Annotated in this window: 20 protein-coding genes; 17 read left to right on the plus strand and 3 right to left on the minus strand. The window is 43.7% G+C overall.

Going from position 1 to position 19484, the window contains the following annotated elements:
• Nucleotides 1-286 precede the first annotated feature (286 nt).
• The 7 genes from atpB (at nt 287) to FTD44_RS14395 (ending at nt 7306) form a co-directional block, all read left to right on the plus strand.
• Nucleotides 287-1480 carry a F0F1 ATP synthase subunit A gene (gene atpB, locus FTD44_RS16110; protein ID WP_222167087.1) on the plus strand — a complete coding sequence of 398 codons (1194 nt, stop codon included), beginning with the start codon at nt 287-289 and terminating at the stop codon, nt 1478-1480.
• Between the two features lie 47 nt (nt 1481-1527).
• On the plus strand, nt 1528-1773 hold the full coding sequence (gene atpE, locus FTD44_RS14370) for an ATP synthase F0 subunit C (RefSeq protein WP_129019520.1): 246 nt from the start codon (nt 1528-1530) through the stop codon (nt 1771-1773).
• 128 nt (nt 1774-1901) lie between these two features.
• On the plus strand, nt 1902-2396 hold the full coding sequence (atpF, locus tag FTD44_RS14375; protein WP_222167088.1) for a F0F1 ATP synthase subunit B: 495 nt from the start codon (nt 1902-1904) through the stop codon (nt 2394-2396).
• Nucleotides 2397-2422: 26 nt separating this feature from the next.
• On the plus strand, nt 2423-2983 hold the full coding sequence (gene atpH / locus FTD44_RS14380; protein WP_222167089.1) for an ATP synthase F1 subunit delta: 561 nt from the start codon (nt 2423-2425) through the stop codon (nt 2981-2983).
• A 54-nt stretch (nt 2984-3037) separates the two neighbouring features.
• A complete protein-coding gene (atpA, locus tag FTD44_RS14385) occupies nt 3038-4615 on the plus strand; it encodes a F0F1 ATP synthase subunit alpha (RefSeq protein WP_222167090.1) in 1578 nt (525 codons plus the stop codon).
• Between the two features lie 139 nt (nt 4616-4754).
• Nucleotides 4755-6050: a glutamate-1-semialdehyde 2,1-aminomutase gene (gene hemL / locus FTD44_RS14390; protein ID WP_222167091.1), complete on the plus strand. Its 1296-nt coding sequence runs from the start codon at nt 4755-4757 to the stop codon at nt 6048-6050.
• Nucleotides 6051-6070: 20 nt separating this feature from the next.
• A complete protein-coding gene (locus FTD44_RS14395) occupies nt 6071-7306 on the plus strand; it encodes a BaiN/RdsA family NAD(P)/FAD-dependent oxidoreductase (RefSeq protein ID WP_246625443.1) in 1236 nt (411 codons plus the stop codon).
• A 4-nt stretch (nt 7307-7310) separates the two neighbouring features.
• Here the strand turns inward: FTD44_RS14395 and FTD44_RS14400 are convergent, their stop codons facing one another.
• Nucleotides 7311-8030 (minus strand): DUF4476 domain-containing protein, encoded by a 720-nt coding sequence (locus tag FTD44_RS14400; RefSeq protein WP_222167092.1) that lies wholly within the window; start codon nt 8028-8030, stop codon nt 7311-7313.
• A 98-nt stretch (nt 8031-8128) separates the two neighbouring features.
• Between FTD44_RS14400 and FTD44_RS14405 the strand changes: the two genes are divergently transcribed.
• The 5 genes from FTD44_RS14405 (at nt 8129) to FTD44_RS14425 (ending at nt 11862) form a co-directional block, all read left to right on the plus strand.
• Nucleotides 8129-8695 (plus strand): hypothetical protein, encoded by a 567-nt coding sequence (locus FTD44_RS14405; RefSeq protein ID WP_222167093.1) that lies wholly within the window; start codon nt 8129-8131, stop codon nt 8693-8695.
• Between the two features lie 21 nt (nt 8696-8716).
• The gene (locus tag FTD44_RS14410; protein ID WP_222167094.1) at nt 8717-9433 is read left to right on the plus strand and encodes an RsmE family RNA methyltransferase; all 717 of its coding nucleotides are present in this window, start codon (nt 8717-8719) and stop codon (nt 9431-9433) included.
• 34 nt (nt 9434-9467) lie between these two features.
• Nucleotides 9468-10076, plus strand: coding sequence for a DUF4159 domain-containing protein (locus FTD44_RS14415; protein WP_222167095.1), 609 nt, complete (start codon nt 9468-9470; stop codon nt 10074-10076).
• Nucleotides 10077-10126: 50 nt separating this feature from the next.
• The gene (locus FTD44_RS14420) at nt 10127-10720 is read left to right on the plus strand and encodes a hypothetical protein (protein WP_222167096.1); all 594 of its coding nucleotides are present in this window, start codon (nt 10127-10129) and stop codon (nt 10718-10720) included.
• Nucleotides 10721-11316: 596 nt separating this feature from the next.
• Nucleotides 11317-11862, plus strand: coding sequence for a hypothetical protein (locus tag FTD44_RS14425; protein ID WP_222167097.1), 546 nt, complete (start codon nt 11317-11319; stop codon nt 11860-11862).
• An 8-nt stretch (nt 11863-11870) separates the two neighbouring features.
• Here FTD44_RS14425 and FTD44_RS14430 read toward each other — a convergent pair whose 3' ends face one another.
• Nucleotides 11871-13565, minus strand: a complete 1695-nt coding sequence (locus tag FTD44_RS14430; RefSeq protein ID WP_222167098.1) for a M23 family metallopeptidase — start codon at nt 13563-13565, stop codon at nt 11871-11873.
• A 116-nt stretch (nt 13566-13681) separates the two neighbouring features.
• Here FTD44_RS14430 and FTD44_RS14435 point away from each other — a divergent pair, with 116 nt between their 5' ends.
• Nucleotides 13682-14218 carry an LIC11966 family surface protein gene (locus FTD44_RS14435; RefSeq protein WP_222167099.1) on the plus strand — a complete coding sequence of 179 codons (537 nt, stop codon included), beginning with the start codon at nt 13682-13684 and terminating at the stop codon, nt 14216-14218.
• 216 nt (nt 14219-14434) lie between these two features.
• On the plus strand, nt 14435-14908 hold the full coding sequence (locus FTD44_RS14440; RefSeq protein ID WP_222167100.1) for an LIC11966 family surface protein: 474 nt from the start codon (nt 14435-14437) through the stop codon (nt 14906-14908).
• A 62-nt stretch (nt 14909-14970) separates the two neighbouring features.
• On the opposite strand, the gene FTD44_RS14445 is transcribed toward FTD44_RS14440, so the two are convergent.
• On the minus strand, nt 14971-16251 hold the full coding sequence (locus tag FTD44_RS14445) for an OmpA family protein (RefSeq protein WP_222167101.1): 1281 nt from the start codon (nt 16249-16251) through the stop codon (nt 14971-14973).
• A 228-nt stretch (nt 16252-16479) separates the two neighbouring features.
• Between FTD44_RS14445 and kbl the strand changes: the two genes are divergently transcribed.
• From kbl to FTD44_RS14460, 3 genes are all read left to right on the plus strand, one after another.
• On the plus strand, nt 16480-17670 hold the full coding sequence (gene kbl, locus FTD44_RS14450) for a glycine C-acetyltransferase (RefSeq protein WP_222167102.1): 1191 nt from the start codon (nt 16480-16482) through the stop codon (nt 17668-17670).
• Between the two features lie 4 nt (nt 17671-17674).
• Nucleotides 17675-18154, plus strand: coding sequence for a hypothetical protein (locus FTD44_RS14455; RefSeq protein WP_222167103.1), 480 nt, complete (start codon nt 17675-17677; stop codon nt 18152-18154).
• Between the two features lie 111 nt (nt 18155-18265).
• Nucleotides 18266-19468 (plus strand): thiolase family protein, encoded by a 1203-nt coding sequence (locus tag FTD44_RS14460; protein ID WP_222167104.1) that lies wholly within the window; start codon nt 18266-18268, stop codon nt 19466-19468.
• Nucleotides 19469-19484: the final 16 nt, after the last annotated feature.

The raw sequence follows: 19484 nt of genomic DNA on the forward strand, positions 1-19484 counted from the left end.
TAGTAAGCGACAATTATTATAGGAAAATCGCCGCGCTCAGATCATCTGATCTGGTATGTCTTAAGTCCTGAGGAACAGGCATTTCGGGCCGGAAAAATCATATAATGCGGGTACTGCCGTATTGCAGATTGTTATATGCGAAAAAAGATATAATATTTGAAAATGTTGTTTTGTAGCATAGTGTTGCTCAGCTTGAAATAGATATTAAATTCTATATGCGATAATTTTTATTTATTCTGTTTGTTTTGAAACCAAAACCCTTATCTTTGCACAAAATTTCGAAAACGTGTTAAAAAAATCTAAACTGTTTCTGGCTACTTTGATGCTTGGTTTTAGTGCATTTGGAACCACTTTTGCACAAGAGGAAGCAACACAACATGCGGAAGCCCCTGCTGCGGCAGAAGCTCATCATGAGGAAAAAGGAAAACTGAATATTAAAGAGATTATTTTCGGTCACATCAGCGATGCATATGACTGGCACGTAATGGATATCAATGAGCACCCGGTTTCTATGCCTTTGCCTGTTATTATCTATCATCCTGAGAAAGGACTGAATATGTTCATGTCTTCTAATCTGGAGCATGGTCATGTAGCACACGAAGGATATCAGCTGGTTACCGAGCACTTTATCCATGAGCGTAAAGAAGCTGGTGCAACTGAAGAAGAGCTGGCTGCTCTGGAAAGCAAAACCGGCAAGATCATTTCTCTGGACGGCGCTGCGATCAAAGATTTCTCTATTACTAAGAATGTATTCTCTATGTTACTGTCTGTGACACTGTTATTAGTGATCATGCTGACTGTAGCTAATAAATATAAGAAGAACGGAGCTATGAAAGCGCCAAGTGGCTTACAGAATGCGATCGAACCATTGATCACATTTGTAAGAGACGAGGTAGCTAAACCAAACCTGGGTCACAAATACATGCGCTTCATGCCATTATTATTGACTGTATTCTTCTTCATCTGGATCAACAACTTATTAGGTCTGATTCCTTCCGGAGCAAACTTTACCGGTAATATCGCAGCAACTGCAGCTTTATCCCTGGTGTCGTTCATCGTAATCCTGTTCAGTGCCAACAAGCATTTCTGGGGTCACTTATTCAATCCTCCAGGAGTTCCATTGCCAGCTAAAATATTACTGGTAGTTATCGAGATCATCTCTCTGTTCATTAAACCGATTGCCTTAACTATACGTCTTTTCGCAAACATCCTGGCGGGTCACATCATTATCCTGAGTGTAATCTCTATGATCTTCATTTTCGGAGCTATGAATCAGGCAGCAGGTTGGGGTTTTGCACCAGTATCAATTGCATTCTCTATCTTCATGTTCTGTCTGGAATTACTGGTAGCAGCTATTCAGGCATTCATCTTCACTAACCTGACAGCGGTATTTATCGGCCAGGCGGTAGAAGAAGGTCATCATGATGCACACGAGCACGGAATTGATCATGCACATAGCGAGAACGAATTAGTACTGTAATCAAAATTTTCATAAACAAGTTTTTTAATCACTTAAATATATATACAATGTCTTTATTGAACACTGTAATGTTAGCAGGAGAAAGCGCTGGATTAGGTGCTATTGGTGCAGGTATCGCGGCTTTAGCAGCTGGTATCGGTATTGGTCAAATCGGTAAAGGTGCGGTTGAGTCTATCGCTCGCCAACCTGAAGCTGCTGGTGACATCCGTTCTAGCATGATCCTGACTGCTGCATTCATCGAGGGTGTTGCCCTGTTCGGTGTAATCGCTGGTCTGCTGGCTGTAGTAATGTAATCCATTGCTGCAACGCTAACACAAAAGATTAAATTACGCCCGACGCGAAGGGCAGAGGGCGTAATTTATTTAAGCATTAAAAAAAAAATCAAAAACAAGTATCTCTAATCATTACAATATAATCAACAATGGGATTAATCACACCAGCTTTAGGTCTCTTCGTATGGACATTGGTAGCATTCTTAATCGTTCTGTTCATCCTGAAAAAATTTGCGTGGAAGCCAATTCTGAAAACGCTGAATGAGCGTGAAACCGGTATTGCAAACTCTATTGCTTCTGCTGAAAAAGTAAGATTAGAAATGGCTGAAATGCAGGCAGATAATCAACGTCTGTTGCAGGAAGCTCGTGAAGAGCGTTCTATCATGCTGAAAGAAGCTAAAGATGCTAAGGATAAAATCATCAACGAAGCTAAAGAGCAGGCGAAAGCTGAAGCTAATAAAATCATGGAAGATGCACGCGTTCAGATCGAACTGAAGAAAAACGCTGCACTGACTGAAGTGAAAAACGAAATCGGTAACATGGCTGTTGCTGTTGCAGAAAAAGTACTGCGTAAGAAACTTGATGCTGCTGACTCTCAGGCAGATTACATCAGAATGTTAGCTGAAGAAATCAAATTGAACTAATTTTAAATCATTCAAATTACCCGTAAATGCCTAATCCACGTCTCGCTTCAAGATATGCTAAATCATTATTGGATCTTGCAAAAGAACAAAATAATGTGGAAGCGGTATTGAGTGATATGAAGACTTTGCAGAATGCTATCGGGCATTCCCGCGATTTACAGATGCTCTTACAAAGTCCTTTAGTAAAAGGTGATAAGAAATCGGCTGTACTCGAGTCTATTTTCGCCGGCAAAATAAGCACGCTGACTAACGCTTTCATAAACCTGTTGGTGAAGAAAGGTAGAGAAGCGAACCTGGCAGAAATGACTAATGCCTTCGAAGCTCAATATCAGGAATTAAATAATATCCAAACCGTTCATATCACTACTGCTTATCCTATGGATACAGTAACGATGGAAGTGTTATCTGCTCAGATCAAAAGAAGCCTGGGTAATGATAAACTGGTATATAAAACAATTATTGATCCAGCGATCATTGGTGGTTTTAAACTGCAGGTGGGTGATAAATATTTCGATATGAGTATCTCCAGAGATCTTACAGATATCAGAAATCAATTTACCAAAAATGCATTTGTTGCTGATATTTAATTTCAAGTAACAAACAACATAAAATCTTTAAATCATTATTAAATATTCATAACAATGGTTGAAATCAAACCGGACGAAATATCGGCGATCTTGCGCCAACAATTGAGCAACTTTAACAGCTCTGCTGACCTAGAAGAAGTGGGTACCGTATTACAAATTGGTGATGGTATTGCACGCGTTTATGGTCTTGGTGGTGTGCGCCAAGGGGAATTGGTGGAGTTTGAAGACGGTACAAAAGCTATCGCACTGAACCTGGAAGAAGATAACGTGGGTGTGGTATTGATGGGTGAAAGCGAATCAATCAAAGAAGGTTCTACTGTACGTCGTACTGGTCGTATCGCATCTATCAAAGTAGGTGAAGGTATGGTTGGCCGTGTGGTAAACACCCTGGGTGAGCCTATCGATGGTAAAGGTCCTCTGAAAGGTGAATTATATGAAATGCCTATCGAGCGTAAAGCGCCTGGTGTTTTGTTCCGTGAGCCGGTTAAAGAACCACTGCAAACTGGTTTGAAATCTGTTGATGCGATGATTCCTATCGGTCGTGGTCAGCGTGAGCTGGTTATCGGTGACCGTCAGACTGGTAAAACTGCTATCTGTCTGGATACCATCATCAACCAAAAAGAATTTTTCGAAGCTGGTCAACCAGTATATTGTATTTATGTAGCTATCGGTCAGAAAGCATCTACTGTAGCTGCAGTAATGAACACTCTGGAAGCACATGGTGCAATGGCTTATACAACTATCGTATCTGCTTCTGCTGCTGATCCTGCTCCATTACAGTTCTATGCTCCATTCGCTGGTGCCGCTATCGGGGAGTTCTTCCGTGATACTGGTCGTCCTGCACTGGTTGTATATGATGATCTGTCAAAACAAGCGGTAGCTTACCGTGAGGTATCTCTGCTGTTACGTCGTCCGCCGGGTCGTGAGGCTTACCCTGGTGACGTATTCTACTTACACTCCCGCTTACTGGAAAGAGCTGCGAAAGTAATTAATGATGACAACATCGTTAAGAACATGAACGACTTACCAGAGTCAATCAAACACCTGGTAAAAGGTGGTGGTTCACTGACTGCATTACCAATTATCGAAACTCAGGCTGGTGACGTATCTGCATACATCCCTACCAACGTAATTTCGATCACTGATGGTCAGATCTTCCTGGAAACTAACTTATTCCTGTCTGGTATCCGTCCAGCGATCAACGTAGGTATCTCTGTAAGCCGTGTAGGTGGTTCTGCTCAGATCAAATCTATGAAGAAAGTTGCCGGTACACTGAAACTGGATCAGGCTCTTTACCGTGAGATGGAAGCATTCTCTAAATTCGGTGGTGACCTGGATGCGGCTACTAAAAACGTAATTGATAAAGGTGCACGTAACGTGGAAATCCTGAAACAAGCACAGTTCAGCCCGTATTCTGTAGAGAAGCAAGTTGCAATCATCTACTTAGGTACCAACAACCTGTTAAGAGAAGTTGCAGTTAAGAACATCAGAGCATTTGAAGACCAGTTCATGCTGGAAATGCAAAGCAAACTGCCTAACGTTCTGGCTGAATTCAAAAAAGGAAACTTACCTGAAGATGGTATCAACCAAATGGTTGAATTAGCTAAAGGCTTAATTCCTCAATACAAATAATTATCTGTAATGATATAAAAAGCGCTCTGTCTTATGACAGAGCGCTTTTGTTTTTAAGAACTGCATATTCCCGTATTTTCCTTGACCATCCTCGTTTTAAATCGTAATTTCGCAGCCGGAAAAAGCAAAACAATAAATCATGTACGAATACACTTCTTCTAAATCATTATTCGAAAGAGCACAGCAAAGTATACCGGGTGGCGTGAACTCACCGGTAAGAGCATTCAAAAGTGTGGGCGGCACACCACTGTTTATCAGAAAGGCCAGCGGTGCTTACCTGTATGATGAAGATGGACAATCGTATATCGATTACATTGCTTCCTGGGGACCAATGATCCTGGGACATGCTTATGAACCGGTGATCTCGGCTATAAAAGAAAAAGCCGGTGACTCTACTTCGTTCGGTGCGCCAACCCTGCTGGAAATAGAGATGGCAGAACTGATCATTTCTATGACTAAAAATGTAGACCTGATTCGTATGGTGAACAGCGGTACTGAAGCCTGTATGTCGGCCATACGCCTCGCCCGTGGCTATACCGGCAAGAATAAATTTATCAAATTTGAAGGCTGCTATCACGGACATGCCGATATGTTTCTGGTTAAAGCGGGTAGTGGTGTGGCGACATTCGGTATCCAGAATGTACCTGGAGTAACTGCCGGTATTGCCAATGATACGCTTACTGCACCATATAATGACCTGGCTGCAGTACAAGAACTTGTAGCAGCACATAAAAATGAAATTGCAGCGATCATTATCGAACCGATTGCGGGTAATATGGGTTGTATTCTTCCAAAGGAAGACTTTATAAAAGGGTTACGTGAAATCTGTACCCAGGAAGGTATTATACTGATCTTTGATGAGGTGATGACCGGTTTCCGTATGGGAGCAGGTGGTGCCCAGGAGCGCCTGGGTATTGATGCCGACCTGGTAACCTACGGTAAAGTGATCGGTGCCGGTATGCCGGTAGGTGCATTTGGTGGTAAGCGTGAGATCATGGAGCATATTGCCCCATTGGGTAATGTGTACCAGGCCGGAACCTTAAGTGGTAACCCGCTGGCTATGGCTGCAGGGTATGCCTTACTAAACCAACTGAAATCGCATCCGGAATACTATAACGAACTGGAAGAAAAAACGATATACCTGCGCAACGGACTGGACGAAGTGCTGAAGGCAAGCGGGGTAGATTATGTGATCAACCAGATGGGCAGTATGATCAGCATTCATTTCTCTAAACAACCGGTAATCGATTTTGCTACATCTGCAGCATCTGATATTGCCTTTTTCAATAAATTCTTTCATGCTATGCTGAAGAGAGGAGTGTACCTTCCGCCTTCTGCATATGAAAGCTGGTTCCTGAACAATGCATTGACTTATGCAGATCTGGACAAAACAATTGCCTGTGCTAAAGAAAGCCTGGCAGAATTATTAGCCTAATATTTACATCTGGACTATTCTTGAATAAGAGCGCACATAAAACTATTGTGATTATCGGCGGCGGTGCCGCCGGTTTTTTCTGTGCGGCTAATATTCCGCATCGCCCGGGACAGAAAGTAATCCTGCTGGAGAAAAGTAATAAATGGCTGAGCAAGGTGAAAGTCAGTGGTGGCGGTCGTTGCAACGTTACACATAATGCCGACAGCATTGCGGCAATGTCAAAAAAGTATCCCCGCGGCGAAAAATTTGTAAAGAAAACCTTCCATCATTTTTTTGTACCGGATACTATAGCCTGGTTTCGTCAGCGTGGCGTAGTGCTGAAGACGGAGGCCGATAACCGTATGTTTCCGGTCACCGATGAGTCGCAGACCATCATTGATTGCCTGATGCAGGAAGTGCAGCGGCAAGGTGTCGATCTGCGCATGCAGCATGCCGTACAGTCGGTAAGTCCTGCTGCGGATGGTGGCTATACCATACAATTACAAGGAAGAGAGGCCCTATTTGCCGACGTAGTAGTGATTGCCAGCGGTGGTTTTCCTAAGCTGGATATGTTTGAATGGCTCAAGCCTTTAGGACATCAGATCAATCCGCCGGTTCCCTCTCTGTTTACCTTCAATATTCCCAAACACCCGATTACACAATTTATGGGACTGAGTGTGCCGGATGCACAGGTGCGCATCAATGGCACTAAGCTGCAACAATCCGGGCCTTTGCTGATAACCCATTGGGGGCTGAGTGGCCCTGCGGTACTGAAATTGAGTGCTTATAGTGCATTGTATCTTGCAGAGCAGCAGTACCAGTTTAAAATACAGGTCAACTGGCTGAATCAGTTCAATGAAGAAACCCTGCGCCAGCACCTGCTGGAGTATCGTCAGATGCATCCGCAACAAAAAGTGATGAATACACAAGGGCTTGGCTTACCCGCAAGACTCTGGGAGTATATGATGCAGGAAAGCAGTATAGCTGCTGATATGCGTTGGGGTGATCTTCCGGCAAAGGACTTTAACCGGTTCGTTAAAAATATTGCTGCCGCCGAATTTGAAGTAAAAGGTAAAACGACTTTTAAAGAAGAATTCGTCACTGCAGGAGGCATAGACTTGTCTGAAGTGGATAGCAATACGATGGAGAGTAAACTGCAAAAGGGTATATACTTCGCCGGAGAAATTCTTAATATCGATGGAGTGACCGGAGGGTTTAACTTTCAGAATGCCTGGACAACGGGTTTTATCGCTGCCCAGAGCATTGCAGCATCTTAAGTCTTTATTTCAGGCTACGGGCGTAGTCCTCAAATTCTTTTTGTGTTGCCGGCATAGTAAAGATATCCTTCAGCCCGGCATATAATTCCTTATCCTGTACAGATGGGTAAGCTGTTTTCAGTAATTTCATTTTATTGTCATCAAACATAATCCAGGAAACAATCTGGCGTAAGTCTGAAGTGTTGATCATATGCATGCCGATGTAATCCTGAGCCAGCTGTAATTTTTTAGTATCCTCTTTTACCGCTTCCATTTTCTTATTCAATTCGAACAGGCCAGGGGCAAGTTGTTTGCCTCCGCTTGCGCCCAGGGGCACATCTTTACGGAAATCCGGTGCCGGTGCTGCGGGAGGTGGTACATAACTGTTCATATCCGGTGTCATTTTTTTGATATACAACTTACGCGTGTTTACATCCACAATACAGTCATAAGTATATCCCGGGTCTATTTTGAAATTGCCGCTGTACATCAGTTCAGCTTTACCGCCTTGTCCGTCTGCATAAGCCCTGAATTTATATACCTGTATATTGTGGCGCTTACGGGGCAGGTCAGCAATCGTAATAAGTGTATTTACCTTTTTGAAACTGCGGTCGTTTATGGTAACGATTAGTGGAGCGCCGTCGCTCAAATGTATATTTAAAGTACTTCTGTTGCTTTTGTTATTCTGGGCAATGGCAAACAGGCTTTGAAAAAGAAGCAAAAACAGTGCTGTGATATTTTTCATTTTCAATAAATTTGATGTTTGACTGTAAAAACCATGAAAAGTTACATACAGTTTTCGATTTTATATTGATTCATTTTAGTATTTCATACATTTGCACCATGTCATACAAATATCTTTTATTGCTCTGCTCCTTTGCCAGCCTTACGTTTAGTGCATGTAAGAAGGAAGAAGAGCCTTATGATCCGGATAAGTCCTACTTTTCCGTAAAGCAGTTTGTAGCAGATCAGTACGAGCTGTACAAAGGTCAGCCGTATATGTTTGAGAAAACAACCATTGTAAATGGTAAAAAAGACTCAAGCCTGGTAGGCTATGATAAGGTAGACTGGAATACGGTTTTCAAAATATTCTGTGATGCCGATATCAGTGACAATAAGTTCTTCGAGCGGTATGATTTTAACCAGTTCGATGATAATATACTGGAGGCTTCGGTACTGACTTATACGGCCAAGGAACCGGATCTCTTTGTAAAGAAGTTTACCATTAACTATGATAATGTTTCCCGTAAGATCAGCATGATTTATATTGAAACAGCCGACAATGGCCGCTTTCATGCCAAGGAGCAGAAATTGTCGTACTATGTAAAAGATAAGATCGTGATCCAGGAGTCTGAAAAGTCATTCCTGTCCGATCCTAAAGAAGTTGTGATTACGTATAAGTTTCAATAAGCCGGAAAATTAGTCCTATTCATGTTACCGTTTTTTTACCAGGAAAATCTGCCCGCAAAGGAAGGTGCCTATACGCTGGATGAAGCGACCTCCAAGCATTGTGTACAGGTATTGCGTATGAAAGAAGGCGCGCCTCTATTACTGACCAATGGAAAAGGGTTGCGTATTGAAGCCGTGATTACCGTGGCGGAACGTAAGCATTGTATGGTGCATTGTACTAAAGTAGAACAGTTGCCGGCACGCCCCGTAGCCTTTGCATTGGGTATTGCCTTTACCAAAAACAACAGCCGTAATGAATGGTTGCTGGAGAAAGCGATGGAGATGGGTATTGAACAAATATACCCTATCATCACCGATCGTACAGAAAAGGATAAGTTGAAGATGGAGCGCCTGCAAGGCATCCTGATTTCGGCAATGCTTCAGTCTCAGCAATGTTATCTGCCGCAGCTGCATGATTCGATAAAACTGAAAGCACTGTTGCAGCAAAGTACTACAACAGCTCAGCGTTTTATTGCCCACTGTATCGATACCGAAGAACGCAAGTCTTATATTACCCATCTGAAAGCAGGTAAGGATACCCTGATGCTGATCGGGCCGGAAGGCGATTTTACACCGGCAGAGATCAGCCTGTGCCTGGAAGCAGGACTGGAACCGGTAAGCCTTGGGCAAAACCGGCTGAGAACAGAAACCGCCGGCTTATATGCATGCACTATATTTAATGCCGTAAACTATGGTTAGAATACTGGCCTTGTGCCTCACAATATGTTGCAGTATGCCTGCACTGGCGCAGCAATTGCGTATCGGCCTCCTGGTTTACGGAGGCGGGGGAGACTGGTATGCCAACCCTACAGCAATTAAAAATCTTACCGCATTCTGCAACCAGAATCTTGGCACAAAACTGGATACCCGCGAAGCGCAGGTAGCTGTGGGCAGCTCCGATATATTTAACTATGCTATGCTGCATACAACCGGTCACGGACGCATCTTCTTTACAGATGAAGAAGCCCGCAACCTGAGGTTGTACCTGGAGTCCGGAGGTTTCCTGCATATAGATGATAACTATGGGCTGGACCCCTATGTGCGCCCGGAGATGAAGAAAGTATTCCCGGAACTCAGCTTTGTAGAACTGCCGTTTACACATCCTATTTACCATCAGAAGTTTCAGTTTCCCAATGGGCTGCCTAAAATACATGAGCATGATGGAAAACAGCCAAAGGGCTATGGCCTGATCTATAAGGGCAGGCTGGTCTGTTTCTATTCCTACGACTGCGATCTGGGAGACGGATGGGAAGATCCCGAAGTGCATAAAGATAGCCCCGAGAAGCGTTTGCAGGCACTGCAAATGGGTGCCAACATTCTCCAGTACGTATTCACACAATAATTTTTTGTGGAAATATTGCAAATGCAGCTCTATAGAATAAAGCATATTCTATGAGTACGCAACTGTATATTGCCGAGCCCTGTCATGAAGACTGGAGTGCAATGATCCCCAATGACCGCGGGAGACATTGTGATCATTGCTGTAAAACAGTAATCGATTTTACGAGTTGGGAAGCAGAAGATATTCTTCATTATCTGCGCCAACATACAAATGCCTGTGGTCGCCTGCGGAAAGAGCAGTTGCTCACTCCGGTACAACAGCCGGGGCTGGAGCTCGTTCCCCTGATCTCCGCATCCCCTCTGTCTTACATAAAGAAAATGGCTGCTGTCATTGCGTTGTTGTTTGTATTTGCCTCTTGCAACAATCCAGCGGCTGAACCTGTTCATACTGCGGCAGTACAGACAGATACTGCTGTAGTGCCTATTGTAGGAGAACTGATGGCTATACCGCCGCCAGCCGTACCAGAGGGGCCTTCCATACAAGCCCTCCCCAGACCGGTTACTCCGCCGAAACCAGCTGAAGTGGTCTATCCCAATGAATCTTATGTGCAGGGGGGTATTTCGATTCCGGATCCGCCGGAAGTGGTGGCCGCTCCTCCGCCTCCCTCAACTGATACTTCAAAAATGGGCCCTTTCCCTGAATAACTGTTGCCTGGTTGTATTTTGTTTCTTAGGCTGAAATAATTTATACTGGGTATTCGCTTTTAGGAATAAAGACTTAGATTGTTCTTTTAGTTTCCATTTATACATATTGCTACCTTTTGTCTTGATGCAAAAGGTAGCGCCAAAAAATCAAGGCTGTATAAATCCTTGGCTAAAAATCAATGTGTCGGCCGGTCGCAAACCAGACTCGCTGCGCTCAGACAGTGGTTTTCGACTTGATCGACCGAGCCAATGATTTTCTTAACGCCGGATTTATAAGGCCGGTTCAGCGATCTGTTCTATACGGATTACATATTGTTTTCATCAGAACTATAGCCATTTTGCTTGGCGCTTCGGAGCCTCAGCAACTGAACGTATCTTACCCTGAGGTTCTCGAAAGGTAATGATCAAAGCTTGTGTAACGGTACAAAATGGTGATACTCTGCAATTGTCTTCATGAGCACAAAGACAATTTGATCATTCTGTTACCGGCCCAAAGGACGAACAAAATAGTTGTCAATATGCGAATAGTCATATTTTTTTTCCAACTTTTATGGAATAAATAAAAAGGCAGCATCATATGGTTAAAGAACAGAATTATGAATACACAGATGCAGATAGCCGAGCCTTGTCATGAAGACTGGAATGCCATGACACCTGATCTCACCGGTCGCCATTGTGCACAATGTTGCAAAACCGTTGTAGATTTTACAAATTGGGAAACAGAAGATATCCTGCAATACTTACAACAAAATAAAAGCACCTGTGGTCGTTTGCGCGTAGATCAGATGGCGGCATTGCCGGAAGATACACACCTGGAAGTAATACCAGTGATTGCAAGTTCTGCATTGCCATATTGGAAAAAGATTGCCGCGACGGTAGCCCTGTTATTTGTGTTTGCCTCTTGTGGTTATGCACAACAAAAAACAGGCAAGCAAGTGCCACAGACACCTGAAACAGCACAGGTAGATACTTTGCATCCGATGGTCATGGGTAAGATCGTCTGTCCTAAACCGCTCGGTCCAAAACCAGTTAAAGATACTGTTGCGCCGCCACCGGTGATACAAGGATTGATTGCCATCCCGGATACTCCTGTAAAAGCGCCTTCAAGAGTGAAACCTAAAATACATCGTACCAAAAGGTAATAGCTGTTTTATTTCATAAAGGTACTTGAGTACACCGACTCATTACCATTCTCATCTGTAGCTACAAGCCTGATTGTACTTTTTCCGGCAGGGCAGTATTCATCCGGTATATACGTATAAGTATTGCCCTTCCTGGAAAAACAAACCCATTGGTTATTGATATAGCCCTTCACAGCGGCTATCGAAGTTTTCTCTTCTGTTACGGTGAATTGTATAGACTGCTTCTGCGTTGCATTCAGCCGTACTATCTTCGGAGCAGTAGTATCAATGCCTACACTATAGCTACCGAAGCTCCTGACCTTAGCCATAGCAAAACCATCTTTCCATTCTGCCGCCTGAGCTTCCTGGCTGTTGCTGCCGGGCAGGTTAGATTTAGGAATTTTGTGCATAAAGATCAGTTTGCCTCTGAGCGCTGCCGGCACCGGCTTCATTAGTTTCAGGCCCAGTTCAAAATAATCATGTGCGGGTACTGCCTGGCGCAGTATTTCAAACTGACTGGAGTACTGGCCGGGCATCAGCACTTCTTTTACGGTGAAGCATACATCATCATAAAATACTTTTGCAGGCAGGTTACAATACATATTGCCGGTGTAATGCTTGTAGTAATGTCGCTGTCCGGCATTGAACCGCCCGCGGCAGGCTACTGCTCCCGCTTTGACCTTGTATTGAATTTGCTTGTTTACCGTTGTCGTATTACCGAAGGCATCCTGTATCACAATTTTGATGTTATGTACCTTACCGTCACCTATGTCCAGCAAGCCATTTTTGACCATACCTGAATAGACATCGAGTGGGTTATTGGGCAGTTTGTACAGGCCATGCATCCATATCCCTTTGTTGGAATAAGTTCGGAAATCGGCATATGCATTCACTGCTCGGTTATTATCGAAGTTCAGTTCTGTATTGTGTATCGTAGCCACAGGCCGTTCATCGAAATATAGCTGCATGAAAGATATGCCCAGCCAGTTACTGCTGCCGTTGATATAATCTTTGGCATCAATACCGATCATCGTTTGCGCATAAGGAACCGTGACTACATCAATGACGGGTGCTGCGCCCTTCTTTTTTACCGGAGGTTTTATGGATACTAACAGGGGAGAGGCCTCATAATAATTATCTGCATCATAAAAAGCCAGTGTACCGGCTTTGGGAGCAATATTGTCCTTGATGGGCAATCCGAATAAAAGCGGATCCATAACCAGTTCAGTCCGGGTATTCCTGATTTCGAAATGCAGGTGAGGAGCTGTTGAACCACCGGTATTGCCGCTGTACGCGATCTGAGCACCCTTTTTATATACAAATTGTTTGCTGTTCAGTTGCAGGTCTACATTCCACTTCTGTTGCTTATACTGTTGCTGTTTTACATAGGCCATTACCTCGGGCATATACTTGTTCAGATGACCGTATACAGTGGTATAGCCATTCGGGTGTTGCATGTACAGGCAATAGCCATAACCTGCATGAGATACGGAAATGCGGCTGATAAAGCCATCTGCAGCAGCGAGTACAGGAAGGTTTTCCTGATTGTTGGTCTTGAGGTCAATGCCGGTATGAAAATGATTAGGGCGGCATTCGGCAAAGCTGCCGGCTAATTGCATCGGGATCTTTAATGGATTGGCAAAATAGTCTTTAGGTACTGCGTCCTGGGCAGTGGTTTTCATATTTCCCCACAGCAACAGGAAGAGCAGGCACGTGTTTTTCATTATGTCGGATTTTTTTAGGTTAAAGCAAATGTAAGTGTAATTTAATTTGCAAAGTATTCCCTAATCCACTAAATTTAACCCCTATTATATATCTAAATACTTTAAAACATAACAAAATGAAAAAGATTGCACTTATATGCATCGCTGCGATTTCAGTAGCTTCCTGCTCTTTCCTGGATTCGAAAAAGGCCACAGACTACAATAATAAAATTGTGGAAGAGCAAAGCAAGATTATTAAAAGCGTTTTTGAACTGGTGAATGTGATGCAGACTTCAGATAGCCTGCACGCACAGCAAAAACGTGCAGAACTGGTTACTATAGTTGATGCTGCAATCAAAAATGCACATACACTTTCTTATAGCGGAGATGATAAAGGGTTGAAAGCCAGTTATCAGAAACTGCTGCAATTCTATAAAAAGACAATGTCGGAAGATTATACAGAGATCATTGCGATTTCTTTTAATAAAAATGCAAAAGCATCCGATGCACAGCGCGTACAGGAGAAAGTAGACGCAATCTCTACTGCAGAAAGTGCTGTGGACAAGGAATTCCAGGATGCACAAATGGCCTTTGCCAAAGCGCATGATATGAAGGTGCAGGAAAATGAACTGCAGCAACAGATCAACAAGATCAATAGCGAAACTGAAAATTAAAACAGGTACACATAATTACAAAGAGGCCCGGATATATCCGGGCCTCTTTGTAATTATGTCCATTTTGCGAGGCTTAAAAATCAATATTTAATATATAAATGACTTTCTATGGGTTTGTTGTGCTAAACTAATAAAATTGTAGCCGGGGAAGATGCAACACATACTGTAAACAGGTAATTTTACAGAGAAATCAAACACTACATTAAACCGGAAAAAATGAAAAAAACTATTCTACCTGTACTATGTGCGATTACCCTGGCCTCCTGTTCCGGCCCAATGAATATAAAGGAATATAATGATGCCATTGTAGGAGAGCAGCGAAGATTTATGGATCAAATGAAGCTGATGACTAAGACAAAGAATGACAGTGCTCTGGCGCAGGCCAGGAGAGCTGGGCTGGTTGCCTATGCAGATGTCTGTCTGACCAATGTCGACAAGCTGAAGGTCAATGGTGTTGATAAAGGGTTTAAAGCCCACTTTAAAAACATGATTCAATATTGTAAAACGGCTTTTGCAAAAGACTATGAAGAAATCATTGCGGTGAAGATGAGTAAAAAAGCTGTAGGGGCAGACATAGCGCTTGCAGATGCCAGGCGTGAAGAGATTATGAACAGGATAAAGGCCCTGGAAGCACAATTTTTATCGGCACAAGAGGCCTTTGCCAAAGCGAATGGCGCAGAGCTTAATTAATAAATACATACAATGAAAAGGCCCGGGTTTTACCCGGGCCTTTTCATTGTATGTTAGTAATCTTACTTAACCAGTCTTACCGCAACTTTACGGTCAATAGCACGGGCCTCATCACTTTCTGTTTCAGGAACCGCTGCAAATTTTTCACCGTAACCTTCTGCTCCTTTAAGCTGGCTGCTTACACCGGCTTTGTCCAATGCAGCTTTTACAGCATCAGCACGACCTTGTGATAGCTTCAGGTTAGCAGCATCATCGCCTTTCTTATCTGTATAGGCTCCGATTTTAATATTGGCCTGTTTGAATTCTTTCAGGATGGCCACAATATTATTCAGCTGCACTTTAGAGCTGTCCGTAATTTTTGTGGTGCCGAATTCAAAGTTCAGGTTATCGAAATTGAACCAGCGATTTTTCAGCGCCTCATCATCGGCAGCATTTTTATATTCATCAGATTGTATAAACTGGATCAACTGATCTTCAATACCACCTTTGTAGGCATTGATAGTGGCGCCGCTTGGCAGGGTCAGTACCACACTTTCTTTGGCAGAAACAGTTGTTGTTGCACCGGCATTGGTATCAGCTGCAACAGTAGTCACCGTTGTATCCATGCTGGTATTGCTTACAGTAGTTGATTTGTTACAACCATCTTTGGTCATCCACCAGATCAGTCCGCCCAGTGCAGCCAGGATCACCAGTGGAACAAGCCAGTTATTGCCGCCTTTCTTTTGTGTAGCGGCAGCATATGAAATAGGTTCTGCAGGAGGAGCAGTAAATTCGCTGACCGCCGCTGCTGCTGCGGTACCCAGACTACCGATGCCCAACCAGGAACCGATTTTGCTGAAATCAAATCCGGCCGGAACCAGGGAACTGATAATGCCTTTCTGACTCGCCAGGAAAGAGGAGAGACCAGCAGCATCCATATTTTTATCTTCCGCATATTTTCCTACTGCACCTAATGCCGCAGCAGAAGTCGCGCCCAGGGCCTGTTCTGCTGTACTCGTTTTTACCCCTCCGAATCCTGCAAGCATACTGATAATATCTTCCAGTTTGTCGCCAAATAAAGAACGCAGTGCAGACCAGATATTAAATCCGCCGCCGGTTGTCACCTCGTTACGGCCGGCCAGGCCACCAAGGTTGGATAGTATACCACTGTTTGCAGCTTTTTTGACCAGGTCCAGCACGCCGCCGGAGTCGGAGGACGATTTGTTGATCAGCCCACTGAGTACCGCAGGTATAGCGGCTTTAATCACATTGGAAATGCCCGTTTCGTTTTCTCCGGTGCTAGCGGAAAGTTGTGCGGCAAGGTTGCCGGGAAGGTAGTTTTTTACGATGTCTAAAATGTTCATTTTGTCTGGTTTTTAGTGTTTTAAAATAAGGTTTGGATTTTGTTACACAACAAAGCAACTGTTTTTTACCTGAAAGTTATAATGATTGAGATTAATGATATGTTAATTAAGTTTAATTTGTTGTCGTGCAGCATTTTATCTAAAGCGTATATATAATGCTTCCGGTTGCATGATATTTATTAGATTTGCCTTTTAAATCGAATCAAACAAATAAATACCAGATACATTATGGCGAGCAGCGCATTCTACTCCAGATTACAAAACGAATTGTCCGATATCCAGACTTCCGGTTTGTTTAAAAATGAAAGAAGAATTGATTCCGTACAAGGTGCGGAGATCATGGTGAACGGCAAAAAAGTGCTGAACTTTTGTGCCAATAACTATTTAGGACTTTCGTCTGACCCTAAGGTAGTAGAAGCAGCAAAGAAAACCATCGATGAGCGTGGTTATGGTATGAGTTCTGTACGCTTTATCTGCGGTACACAGGACATTCATAAAGAGCTGGAAGCTAAACTGGCAACTTTCCTGGGTACTGAAGACACGATCTTGTACGTAGCTTGTTTCGATGCCAATGGCGGTGTGTTTGAACCTTTACTGAACGAAGAAGATGTGATCATCTCTGATGAGCTGAACCATGCCTCTATCATTGATGGTGTGCGCCTGTGTAAAGCTAAAAGAGCCCGTTATAAAAACTGTGATATGGCTGAGCTGGAAGCACAGCTGATCGCGCATAAAGATGCCCGTACCCGCTTTATCGTTACGGATTCCGTATTCTCTATGGATGGTACCCTGGCTCCTTTGGATGAGATCTGTGACCTGGCCGATAAATATGATGCAATCGTAATGATTGATGAAAGCCACTCTTCAGGCTTTATGGGTAAAACCGGCCGTGGGGTGCATGAACTGAAAGGTGTAATGGGCCGTGTAGATATTATTACCGGTACGCTGGGTAAAGCGCTGGGTGGAGCATCCGGTGGTTTTACTTCAGGTAAAAAAGAGGTAATTGAAATGCTGCGTCAGCGTAGTCGTCCATATCTGTTCTCCAATACAGTAGCGCCATCAGTAGTAGGTGCCTCTATTGCAGTACTGGATATGCTGAGCGAAACAACTGAGCTGCGCGATAAGCTGGAAAATAATACAATGTACTTCCGTGAGCAAATGACTGCTGCCGGTTTTGATATCAAGCCGGGCACACACCCTATTGCTCCAATTATGTTATATGATGCAGTACTGGCACAACAATTTGCGGCCAAACTGCTGGAAGAAGGCATTTATGTAATCGGCTTCTTCTTCCCGGTTGTACCTAAAGGGCTGGCCCGTATCCGTGTGCAGATTTCTGCTGCGCATGATCGCCACCACCTGGATACAGCAATCGCTGCCTTCACTAAAGTGGGCAGAGAGCTGGGGGTAATTAAATAAGATTATGAATCCGCTATTTGACGAGAAACAGCGTTTTACACAATGGTGGCTTTATGCCGGAATTGTACCTGTACTGGTTCTGGAAGTGGTTACACTTTCAAAAGAAGCACAGGCATGGTATGACTGGTGGCCACTGTTGCTGTCGATTGCTATTTTCAGCCTGATCCTTTTGGTATCCATGCGTACGGTGATCACTACTGAAGCGATTACCGTATACTATTTTCCATTATTGCCTAAACCAAAGACATTTTCATGGGCAGATATTGACAAAGCCTACGTGCGTCAGTACAGCCCGATAAGTGAATACGGTGGCTGGGGTATAAAAGGTATGGGCAGTAAGTACGGTAAGGCTTATAATGTAAAAGGGAATCAGGGACTGCAGCTGGAGTTTACAAACGGACAAAAACTGCTGATCGGCACCCAACGCATGCAGGAGCTGGACCAGGTGCTGCAGAACCATTTTAGTGCATATATCAAGAACTAATGAAAAAAAATATTACTTGCAATAGCTTTATTAGCTGCTGCAACAAAAGATAAAGCTGCAGCCAACGACAACTGGTAATTTTTAAAAATAATAAATTCAAAATAAATAGAAATGTCTCAGAACGTATATATAGTAGATGCAGTGCGTACCCCGATTGGTAAATATGGTGGTACACTGGCAGCTGTTCGCCCGGATGATTTGCTGGCGGATGTCATTAAAGCACTGATTGCCCGTAACCCTTCAATCGATGTAAATGCTATTGAAGATGTGATTGCCGGAGCGGCTAACCAATCCGGAGAAGATAACCGTAACGTAGCGCGCATGTCTGCCTTACTGGCCGGCCTGCCGATTACCGTTGGGGGGAATACCGTAAACCGTCTGTGTGCTTCCGGTCTGCAATCCATTATGGATGCCAGCCGTGCCATTCAGTGTGGTGATGGTGAATTATACATTGCCGGTGGGGTAGAGAGCATGAGCCGTGCCCCTTATGTAATCGGTAAAGCGGATGGTGCATTCGGCCGTAACCAGCAGATGTTTGATACGACTATGGGCTGGCGTTTTATCAATAAGAAATTATCTGCATTGTATCATCCGTATACAATGGGAGAAACAGCGGAGAATGTTGCCAAACAATGGAACATCAGCCGTGAAGAGCAGGATCAGTTTGCCTTCGAAAGCCAGGAGAAATACCAGAAAGCGCATGAGGCAGGTAAATTTGCCGATGAACTGGTTCCGGTTACTATAGATTTAGGAAAAGGTAAGACTGCGGTATTCGATAAAGATGAGCATCCACGCTTGTCTCCGAAAGAAAAACTGGCAGAATTAAAACCAGCCTTCATTAAAGAAGGTTCTGTTACTGCAGGGAACAGCAGCGGGATCAATGACGGAGCAGCAGCTTTATTGCTGGCTTCTGAAGACGCAGTGAAAAAATATGGTTTGAAGCCACTGGCAAAAATCATCGGTCGTGCTATAGCAGGTGTAGACCCGGCAGTAATGGGTATCGGTCCTGTACCGGCTACAGAAAAAGCATTGCAGCGCGCGGGTCTTAAGATTGAAGACATTGGCCTGGCTGAGCTGAATGAAGCATTCGCGTCACAGTCCCTGGCTGTGGTTCGTGATCTGAAGATCAATCCTGAGATTGTAAATGTAAATGGCGGTGCTATTGCACTGGGCCATCCTTTAGGTTGTAGTGGTGCCCGTATTACGGCTACCTTATTACACGAAATGAAACGCAGAAAAGTAAAATACGGCCTGGCTACCATGTGTATCGGAGTAGGGCAGGGATCTGCGATTGTGTATGAATTAGTAGATTAATCTGTTACAAAATAAT

It is taken from the genome of Edaphocola aurantiacus, from assembly GCF_019797745.1.
GTDB lineage: Bacteria > Bacteroidota > Bacteroidia > Chitinophagales > Chitinophagaceae > Edaphocola > Edaphocola aurantiacus.